Origin of the sequence: Bacillus sp. IS1 (assembly GCF_032461585.1) — a bacterium.
Lineage (GTDB): Bacteria > Bacillota > Bacilli > Bacillales > Bacillaceae > Bacillus > Bacillus velezensis.
This window is the reverse complement of record NZ_JAWCWR010000002.1, coordinates 965,258-987,174: the sequence shown is the minus strand read 5'-3', so window position 1 is coordinate 987,174 and position 21,917 is coordinate 965,258. Positions and strand designations below refer to the sequence as shown.

Here is a 21,917-nt window from a genome sequence, read left to right as displayed (position 1 = left end):
ACACACCTTTCACGGTTTAAAAAAGGCTGACCCGTCATGCTGAGGGCCAGCCCTTCTTTTTATTTTTCAAGGCGTTTTTCAAGCTCTGCTTTTTTCTCTTCAAAGCCCGGTTTGCCGAGAAGCGCGAACATATTCACCTTATAGGCTTCAACACCCGGCTGATCAAACGGGTTGACTCCGAGCAGATAACCGCTCATCGCCACCGCTTTTTCAAAGAAATAGACGAGATATCCAAATGTATATGCATTAAGCTCCGGAATGTTGACAATTAAGTTCGGCACTTTTCCGTCTGTATGGGCAAGCATCGTGCCTTCGAACGCTTTTTTGTTGACGAAATCGACCGTTTTTCCGGCTAAGTAATTTAAGCCGTCGAGATCATTTTCCGCTTCTTCAATTGTCAGCTCATGCTTCGGTTTTTCAACGTTTAATACAGTTTCAAACAGATCGCGTCTGCCTTCCTGCACGTATTGACCGAGAGAGTGAAGGTCTGTTGAGAAGTTAGCGGAAGAAGGATAGATGCCTTTTTCATCTTTTCCTTCACTTTCGCCGAAGAGCTGCTTCCACCATTCCGCAAAGTATTGCAGCGCAGGCTCATAGTTGATAAGCATTTCAATGGTTCTTCCTTTATTATACAGAACGTTGCGGACGACGGCGTATTGGTAAGCCGCGTTCTCTTCTAATTCCGAGCTGGAAAAGTCTTTGCTTGCATCAAGAGCGCCTTTCATCATTTCATCGATATCAGCCCCGCTTACCGCAATCGGCAGAAGGCCTACCGCAGTCAGAACGGAGAAACGTCCGCCGACATCATCAGGAATAACGAATGATTCGAAGCCTTCTTCATTAGAAAGCGTTTTTAAAGCGCCGCGCTCTTTATCTGTCGTCGCGTAAATCCGCGCTTTCGCTTCTTCTTTTCCGTATTTTTCTTCAAGAAGTTTGCGGAAAATCCGGAAAGCGATTGCAGGTTCCGTCGTCGTGCCTGATTTAGAAATGACATTGATAGAGAAATCAGCGTCTTCTAAAAGATCCATAACATCTTTCATATAAGTTGAGCTGATATTGTTGCCGATAAAGATAACTTGAGGGTTTTTGCGCTTGTCTTTCGGCAGAACATTATAGAAAGAATGATTGAGCGCTTCAATCGCCGCGCGGGCGCCTAAGTATGAACCGCCGATACCCACGACGAGAAGCACGTCTGAATCTGATTTGATTTTTTCAGCGCTTTTTTTAATGCGCGCGAATTCTTCTTTATCGTAGTTTTCAGGGAGGTCCACCCATCCTAAAAAGTCGCTTCCGGCGCCTGTTTTTTCATGGATATTATGGTGTGCCGTTTTTACGAAATCACGTGCATATGTAAGTTCATGTTCATTGAAAAAAGGTAACGCTCTTGAGTAATCAAAGCGTACATGCGTCATTTGCTTGTCCCTCCATCACGGTGAATTGTTTTCTCTTTCACTTTATATGAACTCACCCGCTAAATCAAGTCATGAAGAAGGCCGGATGAATACGGGATTTGCGCTAAAGATGCGTTCATTTTTTATACAATATCCCGGATTCGATATGGTTATATTTGTAATAATCGTGAGAGGGGTAACGAATCGAATGTTGATGATCCAGGAACGTATCACCTTTACTTTGGAGCAGGATGACATCCATCGCCAATCCCGATGGGACGGTTCTTTTTATATAGTACTCCTTTTGAGAGACTGCCGCGCAGTCATATTAAGGCATAAATGTCCATTTTTAAAAATAGTGTCTATATTTGGGGTATCGTGTTAAGATGAAAGTGATTTTAAACCGGGAGGTGATTTTATGACTAAAACCATTGGTCTTATTTGCGGAAGTTTACGAAAAAACTCGTATAATCGAGTGATTGCTCAATCACTGATTGACTTCGATAATGCGGCTCAATTTCGCTGGGTTGAAATAGACAATCTTCCTTTTTTTAACGAAGATTTAGAAATTGCCGGAGCACCAGACTCCGTAACATCCTTTAGAGCTGATATACAAAACGTTGACGGCGTCATCATTGTAAGTCCAGAGTACAATTCCGGAATTCCGGGGGTATTAAAAAATGCATTGGACTGGGCATCGAGACCGCGGACCTCTTCTGTTTTAAACAGAAAACCGGTTGGCTTAATCGGCGCAACCCCCGGAGGGTTCGGTACTGCCTTTGGTCAAACGCAAATGAGAGAAGTACTCGAAGCTATGCAAGTCAATGTTTTGCCATTTCAAAAAATGCTGATTTCGCAAGTCCATGAGAAAATTGATTCCGCTCAAAACATACTTACGGATGAACAAACAAAACGTTATCTTCAACGCTATTTACAACAGTTCATCCATTGGATTGATCATGCTCCGGTTCCCGTTCCAGATTAATTGAAGGATCATCACCCTCACGAAAAGTCACCTCAGAAATAACTTTCTATCTATACAGCATATGAATAGATTTTACCGTTTTCAATTCACAAACTTACTTGCCTTAATTCAAGGAGGATTATAAAATGTCTGATCTTTATTCCCGTCTTTCAAAAGATGATGCTGCCGTGCTTTTAGTTGACCATCAAACCGGCCTTATTTCCGGTCTCGTGCGTGACTATGGCGTTGATGAATTTAAGAACAATGTATTGGCTCTCGGTGATACGGCTAAATTCTTTGATTTACCGGTTATTTTAACAACCAGCTTTGAAAACGGACCCAACGGACCGCTCATGCAAGAACTCGTTGATCTCTTTCCTGATGCGCCAAAAATAGCCCGTCCCGGACAAATTAATGCATGGGACAATGAAGACTTTGTTAAAGCCATTGAAGCGACTGGCAAAAAACAGCTGATTATCGCGGGGGTGGTAACAGACGTCTGCGTTGCTTTTCCTGCGCTTTCTGCCATTAAAGCAGGCTACGAAGTGTTTGTTGTGACAGATGCTTCGGGGACGTTTAATAAGCAAGTAGCAGATGCATCATTAACCCGTATGGCTCATGGCGGCGCGCAGCTTATGAACTGGTTCAGCGTAGCATGCGAGCTTCAGCGTGATTGGCGCAACGATGTTGAAGGTTTTGGCGCATTAATCTCCAGTCATCTTCCCGGTTATCAAAACTTAATGGGAAGCTATATGGGGGCTCAGCGGGACCTTAGTACACAAAATGCATAAAAGGAGCGCTGATTGAATCAGCGCCCCTTTTTTAAATTCGAAGTATAGCAAGGCTCTTCATGATTTAGATTTTGTGTAAATAGATGATCGGCAATCGCAAAGTTAATTAATCCTTTTCTGCTAAATGTACAGAAACAGGGAGTCAAATCCGCAGCATGTGATTGCATCTGCAGCTTGAAAATCTATTTCATCTTCACTCCGGCCGGGAATGTATCTTACAGTGACGCCTTTAAGATGGCAAGTACGTCATCTTTGTTCAGTTTTTGGAAATTGCCGAATCCGCCGTATTCCATTTCTTTTGCGGCGATGTCTGCAATCAGCTCAAGCTTGTCTTCGCCGATGTCATAATCCGCAAGGCGGGACGGCGCGCCGAGGCTTGTCCAGAACGCAGATAATTTATCGATCCCTTCAAGCGCAATTTCTTTATCCGTTTTGCCTTCAGTATCAATGTCAAACATGTTGAGCATGAGGTTTTTAAAACGGTCTACATTTGTATCCAGCGTGTATCTCATCCAGTTCGGGAACAGAATCGCAAGTCCTCCCGCGTGAGGGATGTCATACACCGCTGATACGGCGTGCTCCATCGTATGGGAAGCCCAATCGCCGAAATAGCCCATTTGCAGCGTGCCGTTTAATGCGATCGTACCCGCGTATAAAATCGTTTCACGGTGCTTATAGTTCTCAAGGTCTTCCAAAAGTTTCGGCGCTGTTTCAATTACCGTCTGAAGGACCGCAAAACACATTCTGTCCTGAAGCGGCGTGTTTTCAACATTGTGGAAGTATTGTTCAAATACGTGGCTCATCATATCCACCATGCCGTATACGGTTTGGTTTTCCGGAACGCTGAAAGTATTCTCAGGATCTAAAATGGAGAAACGCGGATGAGTGACATTGCTGCCCCATACGAATTTTTCGTTTGTTTCCCAATTTGTGATAACGGAATCAGGGTTCATTTCAGAGCCTGTCGCCGCAAGCGTCAGCACCGTGCCGAATGGGAGTGCGTCCTGCGCCGTTACTTTTTTGCTGTAAATGTCCCATGCGTCGCCGTCATATTTCGCACCGGCCGCAATCGCTTTTGTACAGTCGATGACACTTCCGCCGCCGACTGCGAGAAGGAAATCAATCTCATGCTGTCTGCACAGCTCAATTCCTTTATTTACCGTTTCCAGACGCGGGTTCGGTTCAACGCCCGCAAGCTCATGAACGGTTGCGCCTTCTTCTTTTAAGATGCCTGTTACTTGGTCATACAGGCCGTTTCGCTTAATGCTGCCGCCTCCGTAAACAAGCAGCACGTTTTTCCCGTATTGCTTCAGCTCTTTTTTCAATTGGTCGATTTGACCTTTTCCGAAAATCAGTTTCGTCGGATTGTAGTAAGTAAAGTTCTCCATTTATCATGACCTCCAAAAAAATCGTAAGGGAATTACTATAACACAGAAAAAAAGGAGCTGCCAATCCGGCCGCCCCCTTTATGTTATTACAATGATGCTTTCAGTATCGCAAGCACGTCTTCTTTCTGCAGTGACTTGAACTGTCCGAATGCTCCGTTTGCCATCGCTTTATCTGCAATCGTATCCAGCTTCTCATCAGAAATATCATAATCAGCGAGTCTGTTCGGAGCGCCGAGGCTCGTCCAGAAATCAGACAGCTTGCTGATTCCTTCAAGTGCGATCTCTTCATCTGATTTGCCTGTCTCGTCAATATCGAAGACACGGACGGCAAGCTGTTTAAAGCGGACCGGATTTTCTTTGAGCACATGTCTCATCCAGTTCGGGAACAGAATCGCTAAACCTCCGGCGTGCGGTATATCGTAAACCGCTGATACCGCATGCTCGATGTTGTGTGTGGCCCAATCCCCTCTTGCGCCCATTGACAGCATTCCGTTTAATGCGATCGTGCCTGTATATAAAATCGTCTCACGAAGCTCGTAGTTCTCCAGATCATTGATCAGCTTCGGCGCTGTTTCAATCACCGTGCGCAGAAGCGATTCACACATCCGGTCCTGATACGGCGTGTTTGACGTGTGGTGGAAATATTGTTCAAACACATGGCTCATCATATCGACCATGCCGTAAATGGTGTGGTCTTTCGGAACGGTAAATGTGTTTACCGGATCGAGAATAGAGAATTTAGGGTAAACGAGCGGGCTCCCCCATCCGTATTTCTCTTGTGTCTCCCAGTTTGTGATGACTGATCCGGAGTTCATCTCTGAACCGGTTGCCGCAAGTGTCAGCACTGTTCCGAACGGCAGCGCTTCTTTCGGCTGGTGTTTTTTCGTGACGATATCCCACGCGTCGCCGTCATATTTAGCGCCAGCCGCGATGGCTTTCGTGCAGTCAATGACACTTCCGCCGCCGACGGCCAATAAGAAATCGATGCTGTTTTCTTTACAGAGCGCAACACCTTTGTTCACCGTTGAGACACGCGGATTCGGCTCTACGCCTGCCAATTCATGTACGGTAACTCCTGCTTTTTTCAGCAGTTCGGTTACTTGATCATAAAGACCGCTGCGCTTAATGCTGCCGCCTCCGTATACGAGCAGTACGTTCTTTCCGTACGGCTTGATTTCTTCAGGAAGTTTTTCGACCTCTCCCTTTCCGAAAATCAATTTGGTCGGATTCCAATATGTAAAGTTTTGCATGACATCTCCTCCTTTGGATTTATATTATGCAGAAAGATGACATTCAATGTAAAGCAATCCGCTTTTTTGACGGCACATCACACGGTTTACAGACAGCGGCTTCCCGGGAAAGGCACTTGTACAGCTTGAGACAGTGTGTGATTTACACGGCGGAGAATGTAGTATGCATAGATTCTTTGCTTTGTCACAATCTATAACTGTTTCACGAATTCATAGAGGAGGTTGTTTACATGAGTGTTATTCAGCGTATCTGTCTCGTATTAACGATTATCGGCGCTATTAACTGGGGACTGATCGGATTTTTCCAATTTGATTTAGTAGCAGCCATCTTCGGCGGCCAAGGATCAGCTCTGTCGCGGATTATTTACGGTCTTGTCGGCATCGCCGGTCTGATCAATCTCGGCCTGCTGTTTAAGCCGAACGAAGAAACATCCCGCGAGGAAGCGGCAAATCCGGAAGTCAGATAAACATAAAAAAAGCACCGAACATACATATCCGGTGCTTTTTTTGATGATTATTTTTTGATAAGGTCTTTGCGGTTGGACTGTTCAATCCACTCTTCAAGCTTATCTTTCAATGTGTTGAAACCTTGCGGAGCAGATGTTTCTTCAGAAGCTTGAGCCGCTTTCGGTTTTCTTGGTTTGCTTTCTTTTCTTTCAGGCGCCGCTTGAGTCGCACGGATAGAAAGGCTGATTTTGCCTTTTTCTTCGTCAACCGCAAGTACTTTTACTTGTACTTCGTCACCGATAGAAAGGTGTTCGTTAATGTCTTTTACGAAACCGTGAGTGACTTCAGAAATGTGAACAAGTCCTTGAGTTTCTTCATCTAATGCAACAAACGCACCATACGCTTGTAATCCTGTTACTTTACCAGTGTACACACTGCCCACTTCAAATTTTGCTGCCATTCATAACAACTCCTAAGTTAAATTAAATACAGATTATACGCAATTTAAAATTATATCATACAAGTTTGTTTTTCGCAAAGAGAACTTTTTCACATGATCATGTTTAAGCACAAAAAAATGGGGGTATACTATGATTACGAAGGCTTTCTAGTATTCCCCCCTTTTATTTGGATGCGAACCGGGTTCGTATCTTTTTTTATGCCCTTTTTTCAACAAACCGTTTGATTCTGACGAGCGCTTCCTGAATCTGCTCAATGGATGTCGCATAGGAACATCTGATGTAGCCTTCGCCGCTCGGGCCGAACACATTCCCCGGAACGACGGCTACTTTTTCTTCAATGAGCAGCTGTTCCGCGAATTCTTCTGAACTCATGCCGGTCGACTGAATGGAAGGAAAGGCGTAAAATGCTCCGCCGGGGTGGTGGCAGCCGAGTCCGATTTCGTTCAATGTCTCCACAATCAGGTTTCGGCGTCTCCGATAGCTTTTCTTCATTCTTTCGACGTCTTCCTGGCCGTTTTTCATCCCTTCAAGCGCCGCGTACTGAGCCATGGAAGGCGCGCACATCATCGCGTGCTGATGAATTTTGAGCATGGCATCCCTGATCACGGGAGGCGCCGCCGTAAATCCGAGTCTCCACCCCGTCATGGCAAATGCTTTGGAGAAGCCGGAAATAAGAATCGTGCGTTCCTTCATGCCGCGGATGGCCCCCATGCTCGTGAATGGCTCATCATACGTCAGCTCGGCATAAATTTCATCGGCAAGCACGATCAAGTCGTGTTTTTCAGCGAAAGCAGCGATGGATTCAAGCTCTTCTTTCGAATAGACAGAACCTGTCGGATTTGACGGCGAACATAGAAGCAGCGCTTTTGTTTTGTCCGTCAGGGCCGCTTCAAAATCGGCTGGGGATGCTTTGAAACCTTTTGCAGCGACAGTCTGAATCGGCACCGGCTTCGCCCCCGTCAGGGTCACGAGTGATTCATATGCGACAAAACACGGTTCGGGAATTAACATTTCCTCCCCGGGATTCATAATGGCGCGGACAGCGAGATCAAGCGCCTGGCTTGCCCCTACAGTAACGATCAGTTCACTGTCAGGCGAATAACTCAGGCCGAACCGCTGATCTAAGTAGCGGCTGATTTCTTCTCTCAGTTCATAAAGACCCGCATTTGCCGTATAAGCCGTATAACCCTGTTCTAAAGAAAGAATACTCGCTTCCCTCACGTTCCAGGCCGTCACAAAGTCAGGCTCTCCCACTCCCAGTGAAATGACACCTTCCATCGTAGCGGCCAGATCAAAGAATTTGCGGATGCCTGACGGTTTAATCTGCTGCACGTAGTCAGATAAATAAGAAGTCTTCGTTTCCATTTACGGAGACACCACGATTCTTTTGTCATCGTCTCCGCTTTCAAAGACTTTGCCGTCATGCTTATATTTTTTCAGGATAAAGTGCGTTGTCGTGGAAACGACAGACTCAAGGGTGGACAATTTTTCAGACACGAAGCTTGCCACGTCTGACATCGTGTTGCCGCGAATAACGACGGATAAGTCATACACCCCTGACATCAGGTACACTGATTCAACTTCCTGGAATCTGTATATCCGCTCAGCGACTTCATCAAAGCCGACATTTCGTTTCGGAGTGACTTTTACGTCAATCATCGCCGTGACGCCTTCCAAACCGTCGACTTTGCGCCAGTCGATCATCGCCGCATAATCAATGATGACTTTTTCCTTTTCAAGCTTTTCAATGATGCTTTTGACTTCTTCAGCGGGAATGTTTGCCATTTTCGCAATCGTTTCCGCATCAACGCGGCTGTTTTCGTCTAAAATTTCTAATATTTCTGTTTCTTTTTCGGTCAGCTTCATACGTTTCACACCTTTGCATTATCAAAAATCTTCATGACATTATATCACGATTTTCGACAAATGCTAAGAAAAACCCGAAAGAAACCGGAGCTAAAATCTGACAATTAAAAAAGCCTTTACATTACAACAAAGAAAGGAAGGCGAAGGCTCTCATGGAAGCTGTTTCACCGATTAAACGGGCCGCGATAGACGGAGTTGAGCTGTATTACGAGCATTATGAAAATCCCGGCAGACAGACACTCGTCTGCGTACACGGTTTTTTATCTTCGGCATTCAGCTTCAGAAAACTGATCCCGCTGCTCAGAAACCATTATGATATTATCGCCGTTGACCTGCCTCCTTTCGGGCAATCGGAAAAGTCACGGACTTTCGTATATACTTACGCAAACCTCGCCAAGCTTCTGATCGGACTTCTGGAAAAGCTCGGTATCAGCCGGGCCGCACTCATCGGCCATTCAATGGGCGGCCAGATTTCCTTATCCGCGTCTCTTCTCAGACCCGAGCTTTTTTCTAAAATCGTCCTGTTGTGCAGCTCGGGGTATTTAAAGCGCTCGCACCCGTCGATTATATTCGGGACGCATCTCCCTTGTTTTGACCTGTACCTTAAGTATTGGCTTTCAAAAGACGGCGTGCTGAACAACCTGTTAAATGTCGTTCACGACCGGACGCTTATCGATCAGGAAATGATTGACGGTTACGAAAAACCATTTACAGACCGCCAGATTTTCAAAGCGATGACAAGGTTTATCAGACACAGGGAGGGCGATTTAAAGCCCGAAGATTTGAAGAAAGTGCAAAACCCCGCTCTTTTAATCTGGGGAGAAGAAGACCGGGTCGTTCCGGTCTCAGTCGGAAAACGGCTTCATGACGACCTGCCGGATTCCATTCTGTATTCACTGAAGGATACGGGGCACCTCGTACCCGAAGAGCGCCCGGAGTTTGTTTCGGAGCGGATTTTTGAATTTATTCAATAAAAAAACCGGCGGAACCGCCGGTTTTTAAGGGGTGCAGGAGCTGCTTTCTTTTATGGACAGAAGCTGCTCGGCGGCCTTTTGGCAGCCTTCGATCGGAAGCTTTTGCTCAAATGAAGCTTCAAAGATATCCTGAATGGCTGCTGCCAGCTTGTCGGCACGGTCTTCACTGTAGACGGCCTGAACGATGTCGACGGCTTCTGTCTCATAAAAATCTTCTCCATATTTAAACGGGTCCCACTTGGCAATGATTTTCATCATTTCCATGACCGCTTGGCTTTCTTCCATTTTCATCACCGCTTATAATAAAGTTTGCAATTCTATTTTATCATAGATACGCTGTGCAAAATAATGATACTACAGGAGTGACATACATGAACTTTGATCTTCGAGAAAACCGTCTTGGCACACAATCGGTGAAATGGGACAAGGCGGAAGCGTTATTCGGCGTATCGGATGCGCTTCCGATGTGGGTTGCCGATATGGATTTCCGCGCTCCCGAAGCGGTCACTGACGCCTTAAAAGCCCGCCTTGACCACGGCATATTCGGTTATACGTCTCCTGACGAAAACACAAGAGAAGCCGTCGCTTCATGGCTTGAGACGCGGCACGGCTACCGGCCCGATCCCGCAAGCATCGCGTTCAGTCCCGGTGTTGTCACGGCAATCAGCATGGCCGTACAAGCCTTTACCGAACCGGGCGATCCGGTGTTGATTCAATCACCGGTGTATACGCCTTTTTATCAGATGATCAAGGAAAACAAACGGCAGGTTTTACATAACCCATTACGGGAAGAAAACGGCGTCTACTGTATGGATTTTGAGGATCTTGAGAAAAAGCTGAACGATTCTGAGGTCAAGCTGATGATTCTTTGTAACCCCCACAATCCGTCCGGCAGAGCGTGGAGCCGGGATGAGCTTATGAAGCTCGGATCGCTGTGCGCCGCCCATAACGTCACCGTCGTTTCTGACGAGATACATTCCGACTTGATGCTGTACGGAAAGCCGCATACGCCTTTCGCTTCTCTGTCTGAGGAGTTTGCGCGGATTTCCGTTACTTGTGTCGCGCCGAGCAAGACGTTTAATATTGCCGGCATTCAGGCATCCGCCATTATCATTCCCGATCGGTATAAGCGGGCGAAATTCTCCGCCGCATTGCATCAGAACGGGATTTCCAGCCTCAACACATTTGCGGTTGCAGCAATCGAAGCGGCTTATACAAAGGGAGGCCCTTGGCTTGACGCGCTGATTCCTTACATTGAAGGGAATATGAAATTGGCTGAGGACTTTTTAAGACAAGAATTGCCGAAAGTCCGTATGATGAAGCCTGACGCTTCCTATTTGATCTGGATGGATTTCAGCGAGTACGGATTTTCGGATGCCGAGCTCAAAGAAAGAATGCTCAAAAAAGGGAAAATCATATTAGAGCCGGGAACAAAATACGGACCGGGCGGCGAAGGATTTATGAGACTTAATGTCGGCTGTTCAGCCGCCGCCGTAAAAGAAGGGCTTGAGAGAATGAAAGCAGCGCTCGCTTAGCAGCGGAAAGAACGCCTTTATCAGATGAGATAAGGGCGTTCGCTTTAGAGAAATATATACTTTTTTTTCCGGTAAAGATGTTATAATAGATTCATATTTACATAGGAAAGGATTTCGCATAAATGGAGATTGTAAAGGATTACCTGCTTCACTTCTCTTTTATTTTATTCCCTATTTTTCTTTATCAAGTCTTCTGGCTCAGCAAGCCCGATTTGCTTGTGCCGAGAGCGAACCGCCTGCTGGTCGCCGTATTTGCAGCGTCATCTTCCTTATTATGTACGGCTTTTCCCATCCAGGAGCTTCATTCCGTCCGTTACGGTTTGCAGCTGATTCCCATTATCGTCTGCCTGCTTTATTCCGGTACCGGCGCAGGACTTGCCGCAGGGGCGGCATCCGTTTTTTTTCAGCTCATATGGTTTGAACCTTCCGCTCTTTTTTTCTTATCCTTAATTCCTTTTTTAATCATCATCCCTATCCAGCTCCAAACGAAATGGCCTTTTTTTTCAAAGCGGAAGAAACTGCTTTTCGCTCTTCTCATCGGCTGCACTGAAACCGCCTTATTAACCGCATCTGTCTTCATCTATTCCGCGACCAATATTTTCAATTTCCAAAATCTACCTTCCTTTTATTATGAGGCGGCAGTATCTGTTTTTTTTCAAGTCAGCGCCCTTTTGCTGTGCATTTATTTGATTGAGATCATTGATGAGAATGCGTCCATGCGGGCAAGGCTGATTCACTCAGAAAAAATGGCCGTCGTCAGCGAGCTTGCGGCAAGCGTCGCCCATGAAGTCCGCAATCCGCTTACGGTCGTCAGAGGTTTTGTGCAGCTGCTGTTCAGCGGCGAGCAGCTTCAGGACAAATCCCACTCCGGATATCAGAAACTTGTGCTGTCCGAACTCGACCGGGCTCAGACGATCATTACGAATTATCTCGATATGGCGAAGCAGGATGACTATGAAAAAGAAAAGTTTGATATTTCTCTGCTCGTAAAGGAAACAGGTTCCTTAATGGAGTCTTATGCCCATTTTAAATCGGTGACCGTTACGGTTCGAAGCGAGCCTGATTTATATGTGTTCGGCGATGTAAAAAAACTGAAACAGGCCTTCATTAATCTGATTAAAAACAGTATTGAAGCCGTGCCCTCTGAAAACGGCCGAATCGAGGTCTCCGTCCAAAAACAGGAAGAGATGATTCTCATTCAGATTACGGATAACGGAATCGGCATGTCCGATGAAGAACTGCAGAAACTCGGCAAGCCGTATTATACGCTGAAAACGAACGGCACCGGGCTCGGGCTTACCGTAACATTCTCGATTATTCAGCATCATGAAGGCTCCGTCTGTTTCACCAGCGGCGAGCACTCGGGCACAACGGCCTCAGTCAGGCTTCCGGCAGCTGTTCACTAGCCAACCGCGTTGATCTTTTATAGAATAACTAGAGAGAGGTGAACGCTATGAATACGTTTGAAATCGGCACAATCGTAAAAGGATTTTATAAAACAGGAGCATACATAGGGGAAGTGACAGACGTCAGGCCCAATCACTATTTAGTGAAAATTAAAGCCGTTCTGACGCATCCCGCTCAAGGAGATCTTCATCATCCGAAGCAGGCGGATGTTCCGTTTTTTCATGAAAGAAGAGCGCTTGCATTCGGGGAACAGACAAACATACCGCATCAGATGATCAAACCGTTTGATGGCGAGGTGCCTGATTATACGGCTTCCTTACAAGCGGCGTCTGCCCGGCTGAAAGATCAGCTTACAGCGGACGGCTCAGAATGGGCGGAACGTTCGCTCGCCAACTTGGCCGCGTTAGAGCGTGACTATTTTAAAAGAACTTGACCCAGTCGGCATGATTGGGTTTTTTTATGTGGCCCGGCGAAACAGTTCAGTCAGATCGACGCGATCACCGATCGTCGGAGGTTTCGGTTTTTCAAGATATTGTTTATCCCGCTCGACAAGCTTGAATAATTTGTATGTCGTCTGCGCATCATCCAGCGCTTTATGATGCGTGCCCGTCCCTTTATCGCCATACTCTTCTGCCGCTTTCCAAAGGCCGGTCAATGTTCTGTCGCCGAAGAAGTTTTTGTATTCAAGGGACAGATCCCGAAGTTCTCCTTTGAACGGAAAAGGGATGTGGTTAAACATGCAATTTTGCTTTAACACTTTCATATCCATATTGCCCCAGGTGACGATCGTGCAGTTTTTATCAGGATCAAGCTCATTTAATTTGCGGATGAATTCATTAAACGTGATTCCGCCGTCCACGTCTTTTTGGGTGATGTTCAGAAAGGTTTTGCATCGTTTCGTCAGCTTCGGAAATTTTTTCGGTTTGATATAACTCGAAAACGTTTCAGTCACTTCATCATTCACCGTCTTGACAATCCCCGCTTCAATAATCTCGGGAAAGAAATTTTGCGGGCTGTATTTTCCGTCAGGCATTGTAAATTCAAAATCAATAATGAGCAGACTGCGCTGATCCACTTTTTTTACACCTGCCTTTCCTCCGATCAAAAATGATATTTTATGATAGTATATCAGTTTCCCCTCTGAAACTTTCTTCATTTTCTAAAAATAATGAATTTTCCTATATCCGCATCGAAAATACAAATACCGGATTCATTCCTATATACTAATGATTAGATACACGAAAAGTAAAGAAGGTGATGTTATTTCTGTCCGTAAGAAGAACTTCGTCGTCATTTGGATTACAAATTTCTTTATTTCCGCCAGCATGACCATGATTGTTCCGTTTCTTTCGTTATATATCGAAACGATCAGCCCCCATTCGGGCGGGTATGTGCAGAGATGGAGCGGGTATGTGTTCGGCGTCACGTTTTTAATGGCATTTGTGATTTCCCCGTTTTGGGGAAGATTCGGCGATAAGCGCGGCTACAAAAAAATTCTCTTGATTACAGGAACCGGCATTGCCATCAGCATTTTATTGATGGGGTTTGTGACATCCGTTTATCAGCTGTTTGTCCTGCGGCTGCTTATGGGTCTAGTAACAGGCTTTGTTCCGACATCGCTTGCCATGATTTCGGCGCAGACGCCGAAAGAGACTGCCGGGAAGACGCTCGGCACGCTGCAGATGGGTCAGGTGTCAGGAACTTTATTCGGACCGATGCTGGGCGGGCTGCTCGCTGACAGCTTCGGGTTTACGTACACATTTTTTATTACGTCCTTTGTCATTTTCGCATCTGTGCTTCTCGTTTTATTTCAGGTCAATGAGCAGCCGCTCGGCGAGAAACAAAACAAGCGGAAAACCTATTCCAGAAAACAGGTGCTCTCCTATATTTTTCACCAGCCCGCGCTTTGGGCGATGATGGTGCTTACTATGATCGTGCAGACCGGCAATTTCAGCATCCAGCCGCTGCTCGCTTTATATGTCAATGAGCTGCACGGACCTGTTAATTTAGCCTTTTTCTCCGGAATGGCGTTTTCAGCGACCGGACTCGGAAGCTTATTGCTTGCCCGGAAATGGGGGGACTTCGGCGACCGCTTCGGCCACAGCCGGATCTTAATCGTGCTTTTGATTGCCTCAGCGGTGTTTTTCATTCCGCAGGCGCTCGCCTCCTCCCTCTCCATTCTGTTAGTCTTCAGATTTCTGTTCGGCATGGTCATGGGCGGCACGCTCCCCTGCATTACGGCCGCGATCCGCGTCAGGGCGCCGGGCAGCATCCAGGGAGAGGTGCTCGGCTATAACGTCAGCTTTCGTTTTCTCGGAAATGTGCTCGGCCCTCTGCTCGGAGGTGCGGTCTCGAGCGGTTTTTCCATTTCGGCTGCTTTCTACGTCACCGCCTTTCTCTTTTTAATAGGCGCGGGGCTTTTATGGATGGCGGGACATTTGCAAAAGGATACAGCGTCAAATGCGGGCTGACCGGCAGCGATCACGATTTCTTCTAAATTTAACCTTCTCGTATTCTTAAAAGAATGATACGATATGGCTAGAAATCAGGAGAAAAGAGAGTGACCATGGTACGTAAAATAATCGGATGGATTTTGCTGCTCGGCATTATCCCGTTGTTTGCATTTACAGTTATTGCTTCCGGCAAAGAGGTAAAACAAATCAAGCCTTTTGATCAGGTGCTCGATAAACATATTGATTTAAAAGCGATCAACCTGGTTCAAAACAGTTACATGTATGACAGGGACGGAAGCCTTGTTTCTGAGATTGTCAGCGATCATGAGAACCGCGTGATTGTGCCCTTTAATAAAATACCGAATGAGGTAAAACAGCTGTTTTTAACCTCTGAAGACCGTCATTTTTATGAGCATAAAGGGTTTGACTTTATGGGGATGGTCAGGGCGGCCGCCTCCAATTTCAAAGATCATAAAATTGATCAGGGCGCCAGCACCATCACCCAGCAGCTGGCAAGGAATGTGTATTTAAGCCATGAACGCACCTTCAGCCGAAAACTGACGGAGCTGGCCTATTCCTATCAGCTTGAGAAAAAATACAGCAAAGATGAGATTTTAGAAGGCTACTTAAATACGATTTATTTTAATAACGGCGTATACGGCGTCGGTTCGGCGGCACAATTTTATTTCAGCAAGCCGCTGAAATCTCTCACTTTGGGAGAGATGGCCTTTATCTGCGCTATCCCTAATAACCCTACATTATATGATCCTCTCAAGCATTTTGACTACACGAAAAAACGACAAGTCAGATTGCTCAATGGATTAAAAAAAGCAGGTGTTATATCCGGGAAACAGCTGAAAAAAGCCGAAAAGGAAAAAATCAAGCTTGATATAAACGAAAAAACAAATAAATATCCTGACTATGTTTCCTATGTAAATGATGAATTCACACAGCTTGTTTCCTCATCCGAAGGCTATGACAAACGTCTTGAAAAAGCTTCCGGAAAGGCGAAACAAAAAATACAGAGTGAGCTTTCCGACAGGGTCAGCACATTGTTAAAAGACGGCGTGAAGATTTATACGGCGCTGAATCCGTATATGCAAAACCAGGTCGTCGCCCAAGTGAATCAAAATCTGCCGTATGCAGGCGTTCAGGGCGGAGCGGCCGTGATTAATCATCAGACGCATCAGATTATCGCGCTTTCAGGCGGGAAAGATTATCATAAATATGATTTCAACCGCGCCTATCAAGCATACAGACAACCCGGTTCATCCATTAAGCCGCTGCTTGATTACGGACCTTACATTGAAAAGACCGGCGCAACGCCACACAGCAAGATTGACGCAAGCAAATTCTGCAGTGCGGATTACTGCCCGCAGAACTATAATAACCGCACGTACGGCACGGTCACGCTGGAAACGGCGTTTAAATACTCGTACAACACACCGGCCATCAGAATCATGGACCGCGTCGGCGTCAATAAGGCGTTCAGCTACCTTGAACCGTTTCATTTCGCGAAGCTGGTCAGCGCGGATTACCGTCTGCCTGCGGCGCTGGGCGGTTTTACAAACGGCATGACGCCGCTTGAAATGACCAATGCGTACACCACGTTCGGCAACAACGGCGTTTATACGCCGAGTCACGCGATTACAAAAGTGACTGATTTAAAAGGAAAAACGATATTAAAATGGAAAGATGAGCCGACGCAGGTATTCAGCGTGCGGACCAACATGCAGATCAAAGAAATGATGAAAGCCGTCGTCAAAAGCGGTACAGGAAAGAAAGCGAACTTTAAAGCTCCGTACGTCGGCGGAAAATCAGGAACGTCAAATGACTATCACGATATGTGGTTTGTCGGCCTGACGGACGCTTATACGATGGGGGTATGGGTCGGCAAGGATACACCGTCAAGCGTCGAATACCTTCATGACGCAAGCCCTCAGCTTTCGATCTGGAAAAACACGCTGCAGGCAGCTTACTAAAGATAACGGAGGGGATCCGCTTTGAAACCAGCTCAGCTTCCGGACCGCGTGCTTTTGTTTGACGGCGTCTGCAACTTATGCAGCGGCGCCGTTCAATTCATCATTAAACGCGATCCGGCCGGCAAAATCTCATTTGCTTCATTGCAATCAGATACCGCCCGGGAGCTTTTGGCATCAGAAGGACTTCCGACAGAACAATTTGACAGCATGATTTTTATCGAAAACGGGCGGATATACAAAAAATCCGCAGCCGTGTTAAAGGTTTCACGTCATCTCCGCGGAGCCTGGCGGCTGTCAGCGGTTTTTTTCGCAGTGCCCCGCCCCCTCAGGGACAGAGCCTATTCTTTCATCGCCCGGCGCCGTTACAAATGGTTCGGAAAAAGGGAAGCATGCATGCTCCCCTCCCCTGAGATCAAAAACAGATTTCTGTCTTAACAAAAATGGCTAGCTTACACAGGTAAGCTAGCCATTATGCTATTATAAAGCTTGATAAAGATGTACAAAATACCGATAACAAAAGTAAACCAAAACAGAATCTCAAGCAATATAAAACCGATCAGCGAAACGATAGAGAGTGTCGAATAGATTCTGTACACCATGAAAATCAAATAAACGAGCGTAACAACGGCAAATAACGCCGCAATCCAAAAACCATTCTGCACGAGCGCAAAGGAAAGAATTCCTCCGCCTACATAAATTAAAGAGCCTAATCTGATTTTTTTCAGATTGTCCCCCTCAGGGTCATTTGTGAAAAACAAAAGAGACAGCTCTGTCACTGTGTTTGCAATCAGCTTCAAAGCCGAAAAAAGCATAAAATACACAAGGGCGAACGCTGCAAAAAGCGCCAGTCTGATCCCTTTCTCAGAGAAATAATCCAGCATCCCCTGATACATGCCGAGCGTCTGAAGTATCTTCATGACATAAAGCGAGGTAGAAATGGATAATGACGAACTAAAAAGCAGAATCGCAACGAGCGGAAAATAACCCGTCCAATAAGTATTTTTCATATAAAAAGTCCCTTTCTGTAATCTACCTCACTTATTATGGAGGACTTAAAACACATTGACAAGATAAAAAATACCATTTTTCCTCACTTTTACGAAATAAGGGCCTGATCTTCACAAACCGGCTTTTTCGGAGTAAAGTAGAACGCGGGAATGATAAACGTAAGGAAGGCTGTTATGAAAAAAACATTAAAATTGCAAACCCGATTAACGATATTCGTCTGTATTGTCGTCCTTATCGCACTTTGTATCACCTTTTTCACGATCAGCGTCCAAACAGCAGACCGCGTGAAAGAAGAAGAACGGACAACCGCGCTGCGCACCGCAAAGCTGGTCGCGGAAACACCGAGTGTCACGCAGGCATTGCAAACAAGAAAAGGGCTGAAAGAGCTCCGGGATTATACATTAGACGTCCAGCATACGACAGGAACCGAATTTGTCGTGGTGATGGATATGAACAGCATCCGCCTCACCCACCCCGACGCAAATAAAATCGGGAAGAAATTCACCGGCGGAGACGAACAGCCGGCGATGCACGGCCATATCAAAACGAGCACATCAGCGGGAACCCTCGGGAAATCCATGAGAGCCTTCGTACCGATCTATGGAAAAGATAAAAAACAAGTGGGCGTCGTTTCGGTCGGAATTTCGCTTAACAAAATACAGGATGTCGTCAGCCACAGTTTGAGACCGCTTTATTTCATCATCTGCGTAAGTATTTTTGTCGGCGTCATCGGAGCCGTCATTGTCGCCCGCACCGTCAAAAACATTATGTACGGTCTTGAGCCTTATGAAATCGCCACCCTGCTGGAAGAGCGGAGCGCCATGCTCGAATCAACGAAGGAAGGCATCCTGGCGGTTGACGCGCGGGGAAAAATTAAGCTTGCCAATGCGGAAGCGAAACGGCTTTTTATTAAAATGGGTATTCCGACTAATCCGGTCGATCAAGATGTGAACGATATTCTCCCGAAAAGCCGGCTGAAACAGGTGATTGAAACGAAAAAACCGCTTCAGGACAGGGATATCCGCATTAACGGACTTGAGCTGGTCTTTAATGAGGTTCCGATTCATCTGAAAGGACAAACCGTCGGAGCGATCGCCACGTTCAGGGACAAAACGGAGGTCAAACATTTAGCAGAACAGCTGTCCGGTGTTAAAATGTACGCAAACGCATTAAGAGCCCAGTCTCATGAATTCATGAATAAGCTTCATGTCATTTTAGGGCTTGTCCAGTTAAAAGAATACGATGATCTCGGCACTTACATTAAAGACATTGCCATTCAGCAGAAGACGGAAACAAGCGAGATTATAAGTGATGTCAAAAGTCCGGTTCTCGCAGGGTTTCTTCTAGGAAAACAAAGCTACATACGCGAACAGGGTGCTGATCTGGACATTCAGCTCGGCAGCCTGATCCCGAATGCGGCGGATCCGGCCGTCATCCATGAGCTCATTACGATTATCGGAAACCTGTTAAACAACGCGCTCGACGCGGTGGCGCAGATGCCGAAAAAAAACATTACGTGCTCAATGCGGTTTCAGGATCGCCAGCTTGATATAGAGATTACGGACACGGGAGCCGGAATGTCTGCGGCAGACCAAGCCCGTATTTTTGAACAAGGTTATTCCACGAAAGGGACAAACCGGGGGTTCGGCCTCTATTTCACCCAGCAGGCAACAGAAAATTTAAAAGGCCATATGATTGTGACAAGTGAAAAGAATGAAGGAACGACTTTCAGTCTTCGCATTCCGTATGAACCGAAGGAGGAAAATGATGATTAATGTACTCATAGTTGAAGATGACCCCATGGTGGGTGAATTAAATAAACGCTATCTCAGCCAGATTGAAGGATTTCAGCTGAAAGGGATCGCATCATCCTTTCAAAGCGCGCTGCACGTGCTGAGCGAGCATCATATCGATCTCATCCTTCTTGACATTTACATGCCGGGAAAAAACGGGCTTGAGCTTTTAACGGAAATCCGCAAGCAAAATGAATCGGTTGATGTCATCGTCATTTCGGCCGCAAGCGAGCTGGACGTCATCAAAAAAACGCTTCGGTACGGCGCCGTCGATTATTTAATCAAACCATTTGAATTTGACCGCTTTCAAACCGCTCTTTCCGACTACAGACGCAAGCAGAAAGTTTATCAATCACACAGAAGCATGACACAGAAAGAATTGGATGCCGAGCTTTTTCAAAAGAAAGAAGCGGCGGAAAAGGTTCACCTTCCGAAGGGATTGACAAAAAGCACGCTTAAACTCATCTGGGCGAGCATTGAGTCTTTCGGTGACGGCTCTTTTACCACGGAAGATCTCGCCAAGCATACTGAAATCTCGCAAGTCTCCATCCGGAAATACCTTAAATTTCTGGAAGACATACAAGTGCTGAATGTAGAGATGGCGTACGGCACGATCGGCAGACCCGTCTTTCAATATCATATCAACACCGGCAATGTCAGCAGCATCAAACAATATTTATAATGTCAAAAAGCGCCGTTCCGCTGTGAACGGTGCTTTTTTACTGTCATATCCCGTGACAAAAGACTTGAGATTCCTTTTTGATATGCTATATAAGGATAATGACCCGGCTGATCCTCCTCTGTTTTATCCAGATGAGGAAGCCGATTCATAAAATTGATATTTTTTAAAAAATAAGCAAATTTCTATTTATTTATGGCGGGTAAAATGATAAATTATGATTGGTTAGCAGATCTTTTCAGATAAGTCATAAGTCCCGAACCCGGAAGAGACAGCCGCTCAAGGCGGGAAAAAGAGAGACGTCTCATCATTATTATCAGAAAGTTTTTTCGATTCTGCATCCGGTACGGGGACTCAAGTCTGAATTGAACGGCACAGCCATATTTTACAGGGGGGTTATATCTTTGAAAAAACGCAAAATCGGAATGGCGATGGCGCTCATCGCGGCGGCCGGAACCATATTAAGCGCATGCGGTTCAAGTGACAAAGCAAACGGCTCCGGCAGCAAAAACTTTACCGTCGGCATGGTAACGGATATCGGCGGTGTCGATGACAAATCATTTAACCAGTCCGCCTGGGAAGGTATTCAGGCATTCGGAAAAGACAACGGGCTTACAAAAGGCAAAAGCGGTTTTGACTATCTTCAATCAAAATCAGATGCGGATTATACAACGAACTTAAATAAATTAGCGCGGGAACACTTTGACCTGATTTACGGTGTCGGGTATCTGATGCAGGATTCCATCAGCGAAATCGCCGATCAGCGCAAAGACACAAATTTTGCGATCATTGACGCCGTTGTCAAAAAAGACAACGTGGCGAGCCTTACATTTAAAGAGCAGGAAGGTTCATTCCTCGTGGGAGCGGCCGCTGCGCTATCGAGCAAAACGGGAAAAGTCGGATTCGTGGGCGGAATGGAGTCTGAATTGATCAAAAAATTCGAAATCGGCTTCCGCGCGGGTGTACAAGCCGCAAATCCGAAAGCGACCGTCGAAGTGAAATATGCGGGCGGATTTGACAAAGCCGATGTCGGTAAGGCGACGGCTGAAAGCATGTACAAATCAGGCGTTGACGTCATTTATCACGCGGCCGGCGCAACGGGAACGGGCGTCTTCACAGAAGCGAAAAATCTGAAAAAAGAAGATCCGAAGCGGAACGTATGGGTTATCGGTGTTGATAAAGACCAGTACGCGGAAGGTCAAGTCAAAGGCACAAAAGACTATGTCACTCTCACATCAATGGTCAAAAAAGTGGATACAGCCGTAGAGGACTTAACGAAAAAAGCGAGTGACGGTAAATTCCCGGGCGGCAAAACATTAACATACGGTTTGGCGCAAGATGCAGTCGGCATCTCGGATCACAAGGAGAACCTTTCTGACGATGTCATCAAAGCAACAGACGATTGGAAGAAGAAAATCGCGGACGGGCTCGAGATCCCTTCAACTGAAAAAGAATTGAAATCCTTCAAGGCTGAGTAAGAACCAGGGGATAAGGAGACTTCCATGCTTATCCCCTCTCTTTTATGAAA

Annotated in this window: 22 protein-coding genes; 13 read left to right on the top strand and 9 right to left on the bottom strand. The window is 46.1% G+C overall.

Going from position 1 to position 21,917, the window contains the following annotated elements; translation table 11 throughout:
• Positions 1-59 precede the first annotated feature (59 nt).
• Positions 60-1,412, bottom strand: a complete 1,353-nt coding sequence (locus RUW00_RS13030) for a glucose-6-phosphate isomerase (protein ID WP_007408647.1) — start codon at positions 1,410-1,412, stop codon at positions 60-62.
• Positions 1,413-1,809: 397 nt separating this feature from the next.
• On the opposite strand from RUW00_RS13030, the gene RUW00_RS13025 reads away from it, so the two are divergent.
• Both RUW00_RS13025 and ycaC read left to right on the top strand, forming a co-directional pair.
• The gene (locus RUW00_RS13025) at positions 1,810-2,376 is read left to right on the top strand and encodes an NADPH-dependent FMN reductase (RefSeq protein WP_280144581.1); all 567 of its coding nucleotides are present in this window, start codon (positions 1,810-1,812) and stop codon (positions 2,374-2,376) included.
• A 125-nt stretch (positions 2,377-2,501) separates the two neighbouring features.
• A complete protein-coding gene (ycaC, locus tag RUW00_RS13020) occupies positions 2,502-3,146 on the top strand; it encodes an isochorismate family cysteine hydrolase YcaC (protein WP_014418745.1) in 645 nt (214 codons plus the stop codon).
• Positions 3,147-3,361: 215 nt separating this feature from the next.
• Here the strand turns inward: ycaC and RUW00_RS13015 are convergent, their stop codons facing one another.
• Together RUW00_RS13015 and RUW00_RS13010 are read right to left on the bottom strand one after the other, a co-directional pair.
• Positions 3,362-4,534, bottom strand: a complete 1,173-nt coding sequence (locus RUW00_RS13015) for an iron-containing alcohol dehydrogenase (RefSeq protein WP_003152109.1) — start codon at positions 4,532-4,534, stop codon at positions 3,362-3,364.
• Between the two features lie 86 nt (positions 4,535-4,620).
• A complete protein-coding gene (locus tag RUW00_RS13010) occupies positions 4,621-5,784 on the bottom strand; it encodes an iron-containing alcohol dehydrogenase (protein ID WP_017419408.1) in 1,164 nt (387 codons plus the stop codon).
• Between the two features lie 230 nt (positions 5,785-6,014).
• Here RUW00_RS13010 and RUW00_RS13005 point away from each other — a divergent pair, with 230 nt between their 5' ends.
• Entirely contained in the window at positions 6,015-6,251 is a 237-nt protein-coding gene (locus tag RUW00_RS13005) for a DUF378 domain-containing protein (RefSeq protein ID WP_003152104.1), read from the top strand.
• A 47-nt stretch (positions 6,252-6,298) separates the two neighbouring features.
• Here RUW00_RS13005 and yugI read toward each other — a convergent pair whose 3' ends face one another.
• The 3 genes from yugI to RUW00_RS12990 form a co-directional block, all read right to left on the bottom strand.
• On the bottom strand, positions 6,299-6,691 hold the full coding sequence (gene yugI, locus RUW00_RS13000; protein WP_007408653.1) for a S1 domain-containing post-transcriptional regulator GSP13: 393 nt from the start codon (positions 6,689-6,691) through the stop codon (positions 6,299-6,301).
• Between the two features lie 196 nt (positions 6,692-6,887).
• The gene (locus RUW00_RS12995) at positions 6,888-8,057 is read right to left on the bottom strand and encodes an aminotransferase (RefSeq protein WP_315956626.1); all 1,170 of its coding nucleotides are present in this window, start codon (positions 8,055-8,057) and stop codon (positions 6,888-6,890) included.
• A complete protein-coding gene (locus tag RUW00_RS12990; protein WP_003152098.1) occupies positions 8,058-8,558 on the bottom strand; it encodes an Lrp/AsnC family transcriptional regulator in 501 nt (166 codons plus the stop codon).
• 152 nt (positions 8,559-8,710) lie between these two features.
• Here RUW00_RS12990 and RUW00_RS12985 point away from each other — a divergent pair, with 152 nt between their 5' ends.
• Entirely contained in the window at positions 8,711-9,532 is an 822-nt protein-coding gene (locus tag RUW00_RS12985; protein ID WP_032876825.1) for an alpha/beta fold hydrolase, read from the top strand.
• A gap of 24 nt (positions 9,533-9,556) precedes the next feature.
• On the opposite strand, the gene RUW00_RS12980 is transcribed toward RUW00_RS12985, so the two are convergent.
• Positions 9,557-9,817, bottom strand: coding sequence for a DUF1871 family protein (locus tag RUW00_RS12980; RefSeq protein WP_014418748.1), 261 nt, complete (start codon positions 9,815-9,817; stop codon positions 9,557-9,559).
• 86 nt (positions 9,818-9,903) lie between these two features.
• Here RUW00_RS12980 and RUW00_RS12975 point away from each other — a divergent pair, with 86 nt between their 5' ends.
• The 3 genes from RUW00_RS12975 to kapB all read left to right on the top strand — a co-directional run bounded on the left by RUW00_RS12975 (position 9,904) and on the right by kapB (position 12,907).
• The gene (locus tag RUW00_RS12975; RefSeq protein WP_021495357.1) at positions 9,904-11,067 is read left to right on the top strand and encodes a MalY/PatB family protein; all 1,164 of its coding nucleotides are present in this window, start codon (positions 9,904-9,906) and stop codon (positions 11,065-11,067) included.
• Between the two features lie 122 nt (positions 11,068-11,189).
• A complete protein-coding gene (locus tag RUW00_RS12970; protein ID WP_071181948.1) occupies positions 11,190-12,473 on the top strand; it encodes a sensor histidine kinase in 1,284 nt (427 codons plus the stop codon).
• 47 nt (positions 12,474-12,520) lie between these two features.
• Positions 12,521-12,907, top strand: a complete 387-nt coding sequence (kapB, locus tag RUW00_RS12965) for a kinase-associated lipoprotein KapB (protein WP_280144582.1) — start codon at positions 12,521-12,523, stop codon at positions 12,905-12,907.
• 24 nt (positions 12,908-12,931) lie between these two features.
• Here kapB and kapD read toward each other — a convergent pair whose 3' ends face one another.
• Complete coding sequence (gene kapD / locus RUW00_RS12960; RefSeq protein ID WP_029575323.1) at positions 12,932-13,549, bottom strand: 3'-5' exonuclease KapD; 618 nt, start codon at positions 13,547-13,549, stop codon at positions 12,932-12,934.
• A gap of 151 nt (positions 13,550-13,700) precedes the next feature.
• On the opposite strand from kapD, the gene RUW00_RS12955 reads away from it, so the two are divergent.
• From RUW00_RS12955 to RUW00_RS12945, 3 genes are all read left to right on the top strand, one after another.
• Positions 13,701-14,945: a multidrug efflux MFS transporter gene (locus tag RUW00_RS12955; protein WP_014418752.1), complete on the top strand. Its 1,245-nt coding sequence runs from the start codon at positions 13,701-13,703 to the stop codon at positions 14,943-14,945.
• 89 nt (positions 14,946-15,034) lie between these two features.
• Entirely contained in the window at positions 15,035-16,909 is a 1,875-nt protein-coding gene (locus RUW00_RS12950; RefSeq protein WP_014418753.1) for a transglycosylase domain-containing protein, read from the top strand.
• 21 nt (positions 16,910-16,930) lie between these two features.
• Positions 16,931-17,344 (top strand): thiol-disulfide oxidoreductase DCC family protein, encoded by a 414-nt coding sequence (locus tag RUW00_RS12945; RefSeq protein WP_014305710.1) that lies wholly within the window; start codon positions 16,931-16,933, stop codon positions 17,342-17,344.
• A 14-nt stretch (positions 17,345-17,358) separates the two neighbouring features.
• Here the strand turns inward: RUW00_RS12945 and RUW00_RS12940 are convergent, their stop codons facing one another.
• Positions 17,359-17,916, bottom strand: a complete 558-nt coding sequence (locus RUW00_RS12940) for a YufK family protein (RefSeq protein WP_007408662.1) — start codon at positions 17,914-17,916, stop codon at positions 17,359-17,361.
• A gap of 174 nt (positions 17,917-18,090) precedes the next feature.
• Between RUW00_RS12940 and malK the strand changes: the two genes are divergently transcribed.
• The 3 genes from malK (at position 18,091) to RUW00_RS12925 (ending at position 21,867) form a co-directional block, all read left to right on the top strand.
• Positions 18,091-19,692, top strand: coding sequence for a malate sensor histidine kinase MalK (malK, locus tag RUW00_RS12935; protein ID WP_014418754.1), 1,602 nt, complete (start codon positions 18,091-18,093; stop codon positions 19,690-19,692).
• Positions 19,685-20,392: a response regulator gene (locus tag RUW00_RS12930; protein ID WP_003152077.1), complete on the top strand. Its 708-nt coding sequence runs from the start codon at positions 19,685-19,687 to the stop codon at positions 20,390-20,392. Before malK ends, RUW00_RS12930 begins: the two co-directional genes overlap by 8 nt.
• A gap of 401 nt (positions 20,393-20,793) precedes the next feature.
• The gene (locus RUW00_RS12925) at positions 20,794-21,867 is read left to right on the top strand and encodes a BMP family lipoprotein (protein ID WP_280144583.1); all 1,074 of its coding nucleotides are present in this window, start codon (positions 20,794-20,796) and stop codon (positions 21,865-21,867) included.
• Positions 21,868-21,917: the final 50 nt, after the last annotated feature.

Excerpts from the sequence above, each read along its gene's own strand:
- RUW00_RS12975 (WP_021495357.1), top strand. The coding sequence starts at position 9,904 with ATGAACTTTGATCTTCGAGAAAACCGTCTTGGCACACAATCGGTGAAA.
- RUW00_RS12940 (WP_007408662.1), bottom strand. The coding sequence starts at position 17,916 with ATGAAAAATACTTATTGGACGGGTTATTTTCCGCTCGTTGCGATTCTG.
- malK (WP_014418754.1), top strand. The coding sequence starts at position 18,091 with ATGAAAAAAACATTAAAATTGCAAACCCGATTAACGATATTCGTCTGT.
- RUW00_RS13025 (WP_280144581.1), top strand. The coding sequence starts at position 1,810 with ATGACTAAAACCATTGGTCTTATTTGCGGAAGTTTACGAAAAAACTCG.
- RUW00_RS12955 (WP_014418752.1), top strand. The coding sequence starts at position 13,701 with ATGATTAGATACACGAAAAGTAAAGAAGGTGATGTTATTTCTGTCCGT.
- RUW00_RS12980 (WP_014418748.1), bottom strand. The coding sequence starts at position 9,817 with ATGGAAGAAAGCCAAGCGGTCATGGAAATGATGAAAATCATTGCCAAG.
- RUW00_RS12930 (WP_003152077.1), top strand. The coding sequence starts at position 19,685 with ATGATTAATGTACTCATAGTTGAAGATGACCCCATGGTGGGTGAATTA.
- RUW00_RS13005 (WP_003152104.1), top strand. The coding sequence starts at position 6,015 with ATGAGTGTTATTCAGCGTATCTGTCTCGTATTAACGATTATCGGCGCT.
- RUW00_RS12990 (WP_003152098.1), bottom strand. The coding sequence starts at position 8,558 with ATGAAGCTGACCGAAAAAGAAACAGAAATATTAGAAATTTTAGACGAA.
- RUW00_RS13010 (WP_017419408.1), bottom strand. The coding sequence starts at position 5,784 with ATGCAAAACTTTACATATTGGAATCCGACCAAATTGATTTTCGGAAAG.
- yugI (WP_007408653.1), bottom strand. The coding sequence starts at position 6,691 with ATGGCAGCAAAATTTGAAGTGGGCAGTGTGTACACTGGTAAAGTAACA.
- kapB (WP_280144582.1), top strand. The coding sequence starts at position 12,521 with ATGAATACGTTTGAAATCGGCACAATCGTAAAAGGATTTTATAAAACA.
- RUW00_RS12995 (WP_315956626.1), bottom strand. The coding sequence starts at position 8,057 with ATGGAAACGAAGACTTCTTATTTATCTGACTACGTGCAGCAGATTAAA.
- RUW00_RS12970 (WP_071181948.1), top strand. The coding sequence starts at position 11,190 with ATGGAGATTGTAAAGGATTACCTGCTTCACTTCTCTTTTATTTTATTC.
- ycaC (WP_014418745.1), top strand. The coding sequence starts at position 2,502 with ATGTCTGATCTTTATTCCCGTCTTTCAAAAGATGATGCTGCCGTGCTT.
- RUW00_RS12985 (WP_032876825.1), top strand. The coding sequence starts at position 8,711 with ATGGAAGCTGTTTCACCGATTAAACGGGCCGCGATAGACGGAGTTGAG.
- RUW00_RS13015 (WP_003152109.1), bottom strand. The coding sequence starts at position 4,534 with ATGGAGAACTTTACTTACTACAATCCGACGAAACTGATTTTCGGAAAA.
- RUW00_RS13030 (WP_007408647.1), bottom strand. The coding sequence starts at position 1,412 with ATGACGCATGTACGCTTTGATTACTCAAGAGCGTTACCTTTTTTCAAT.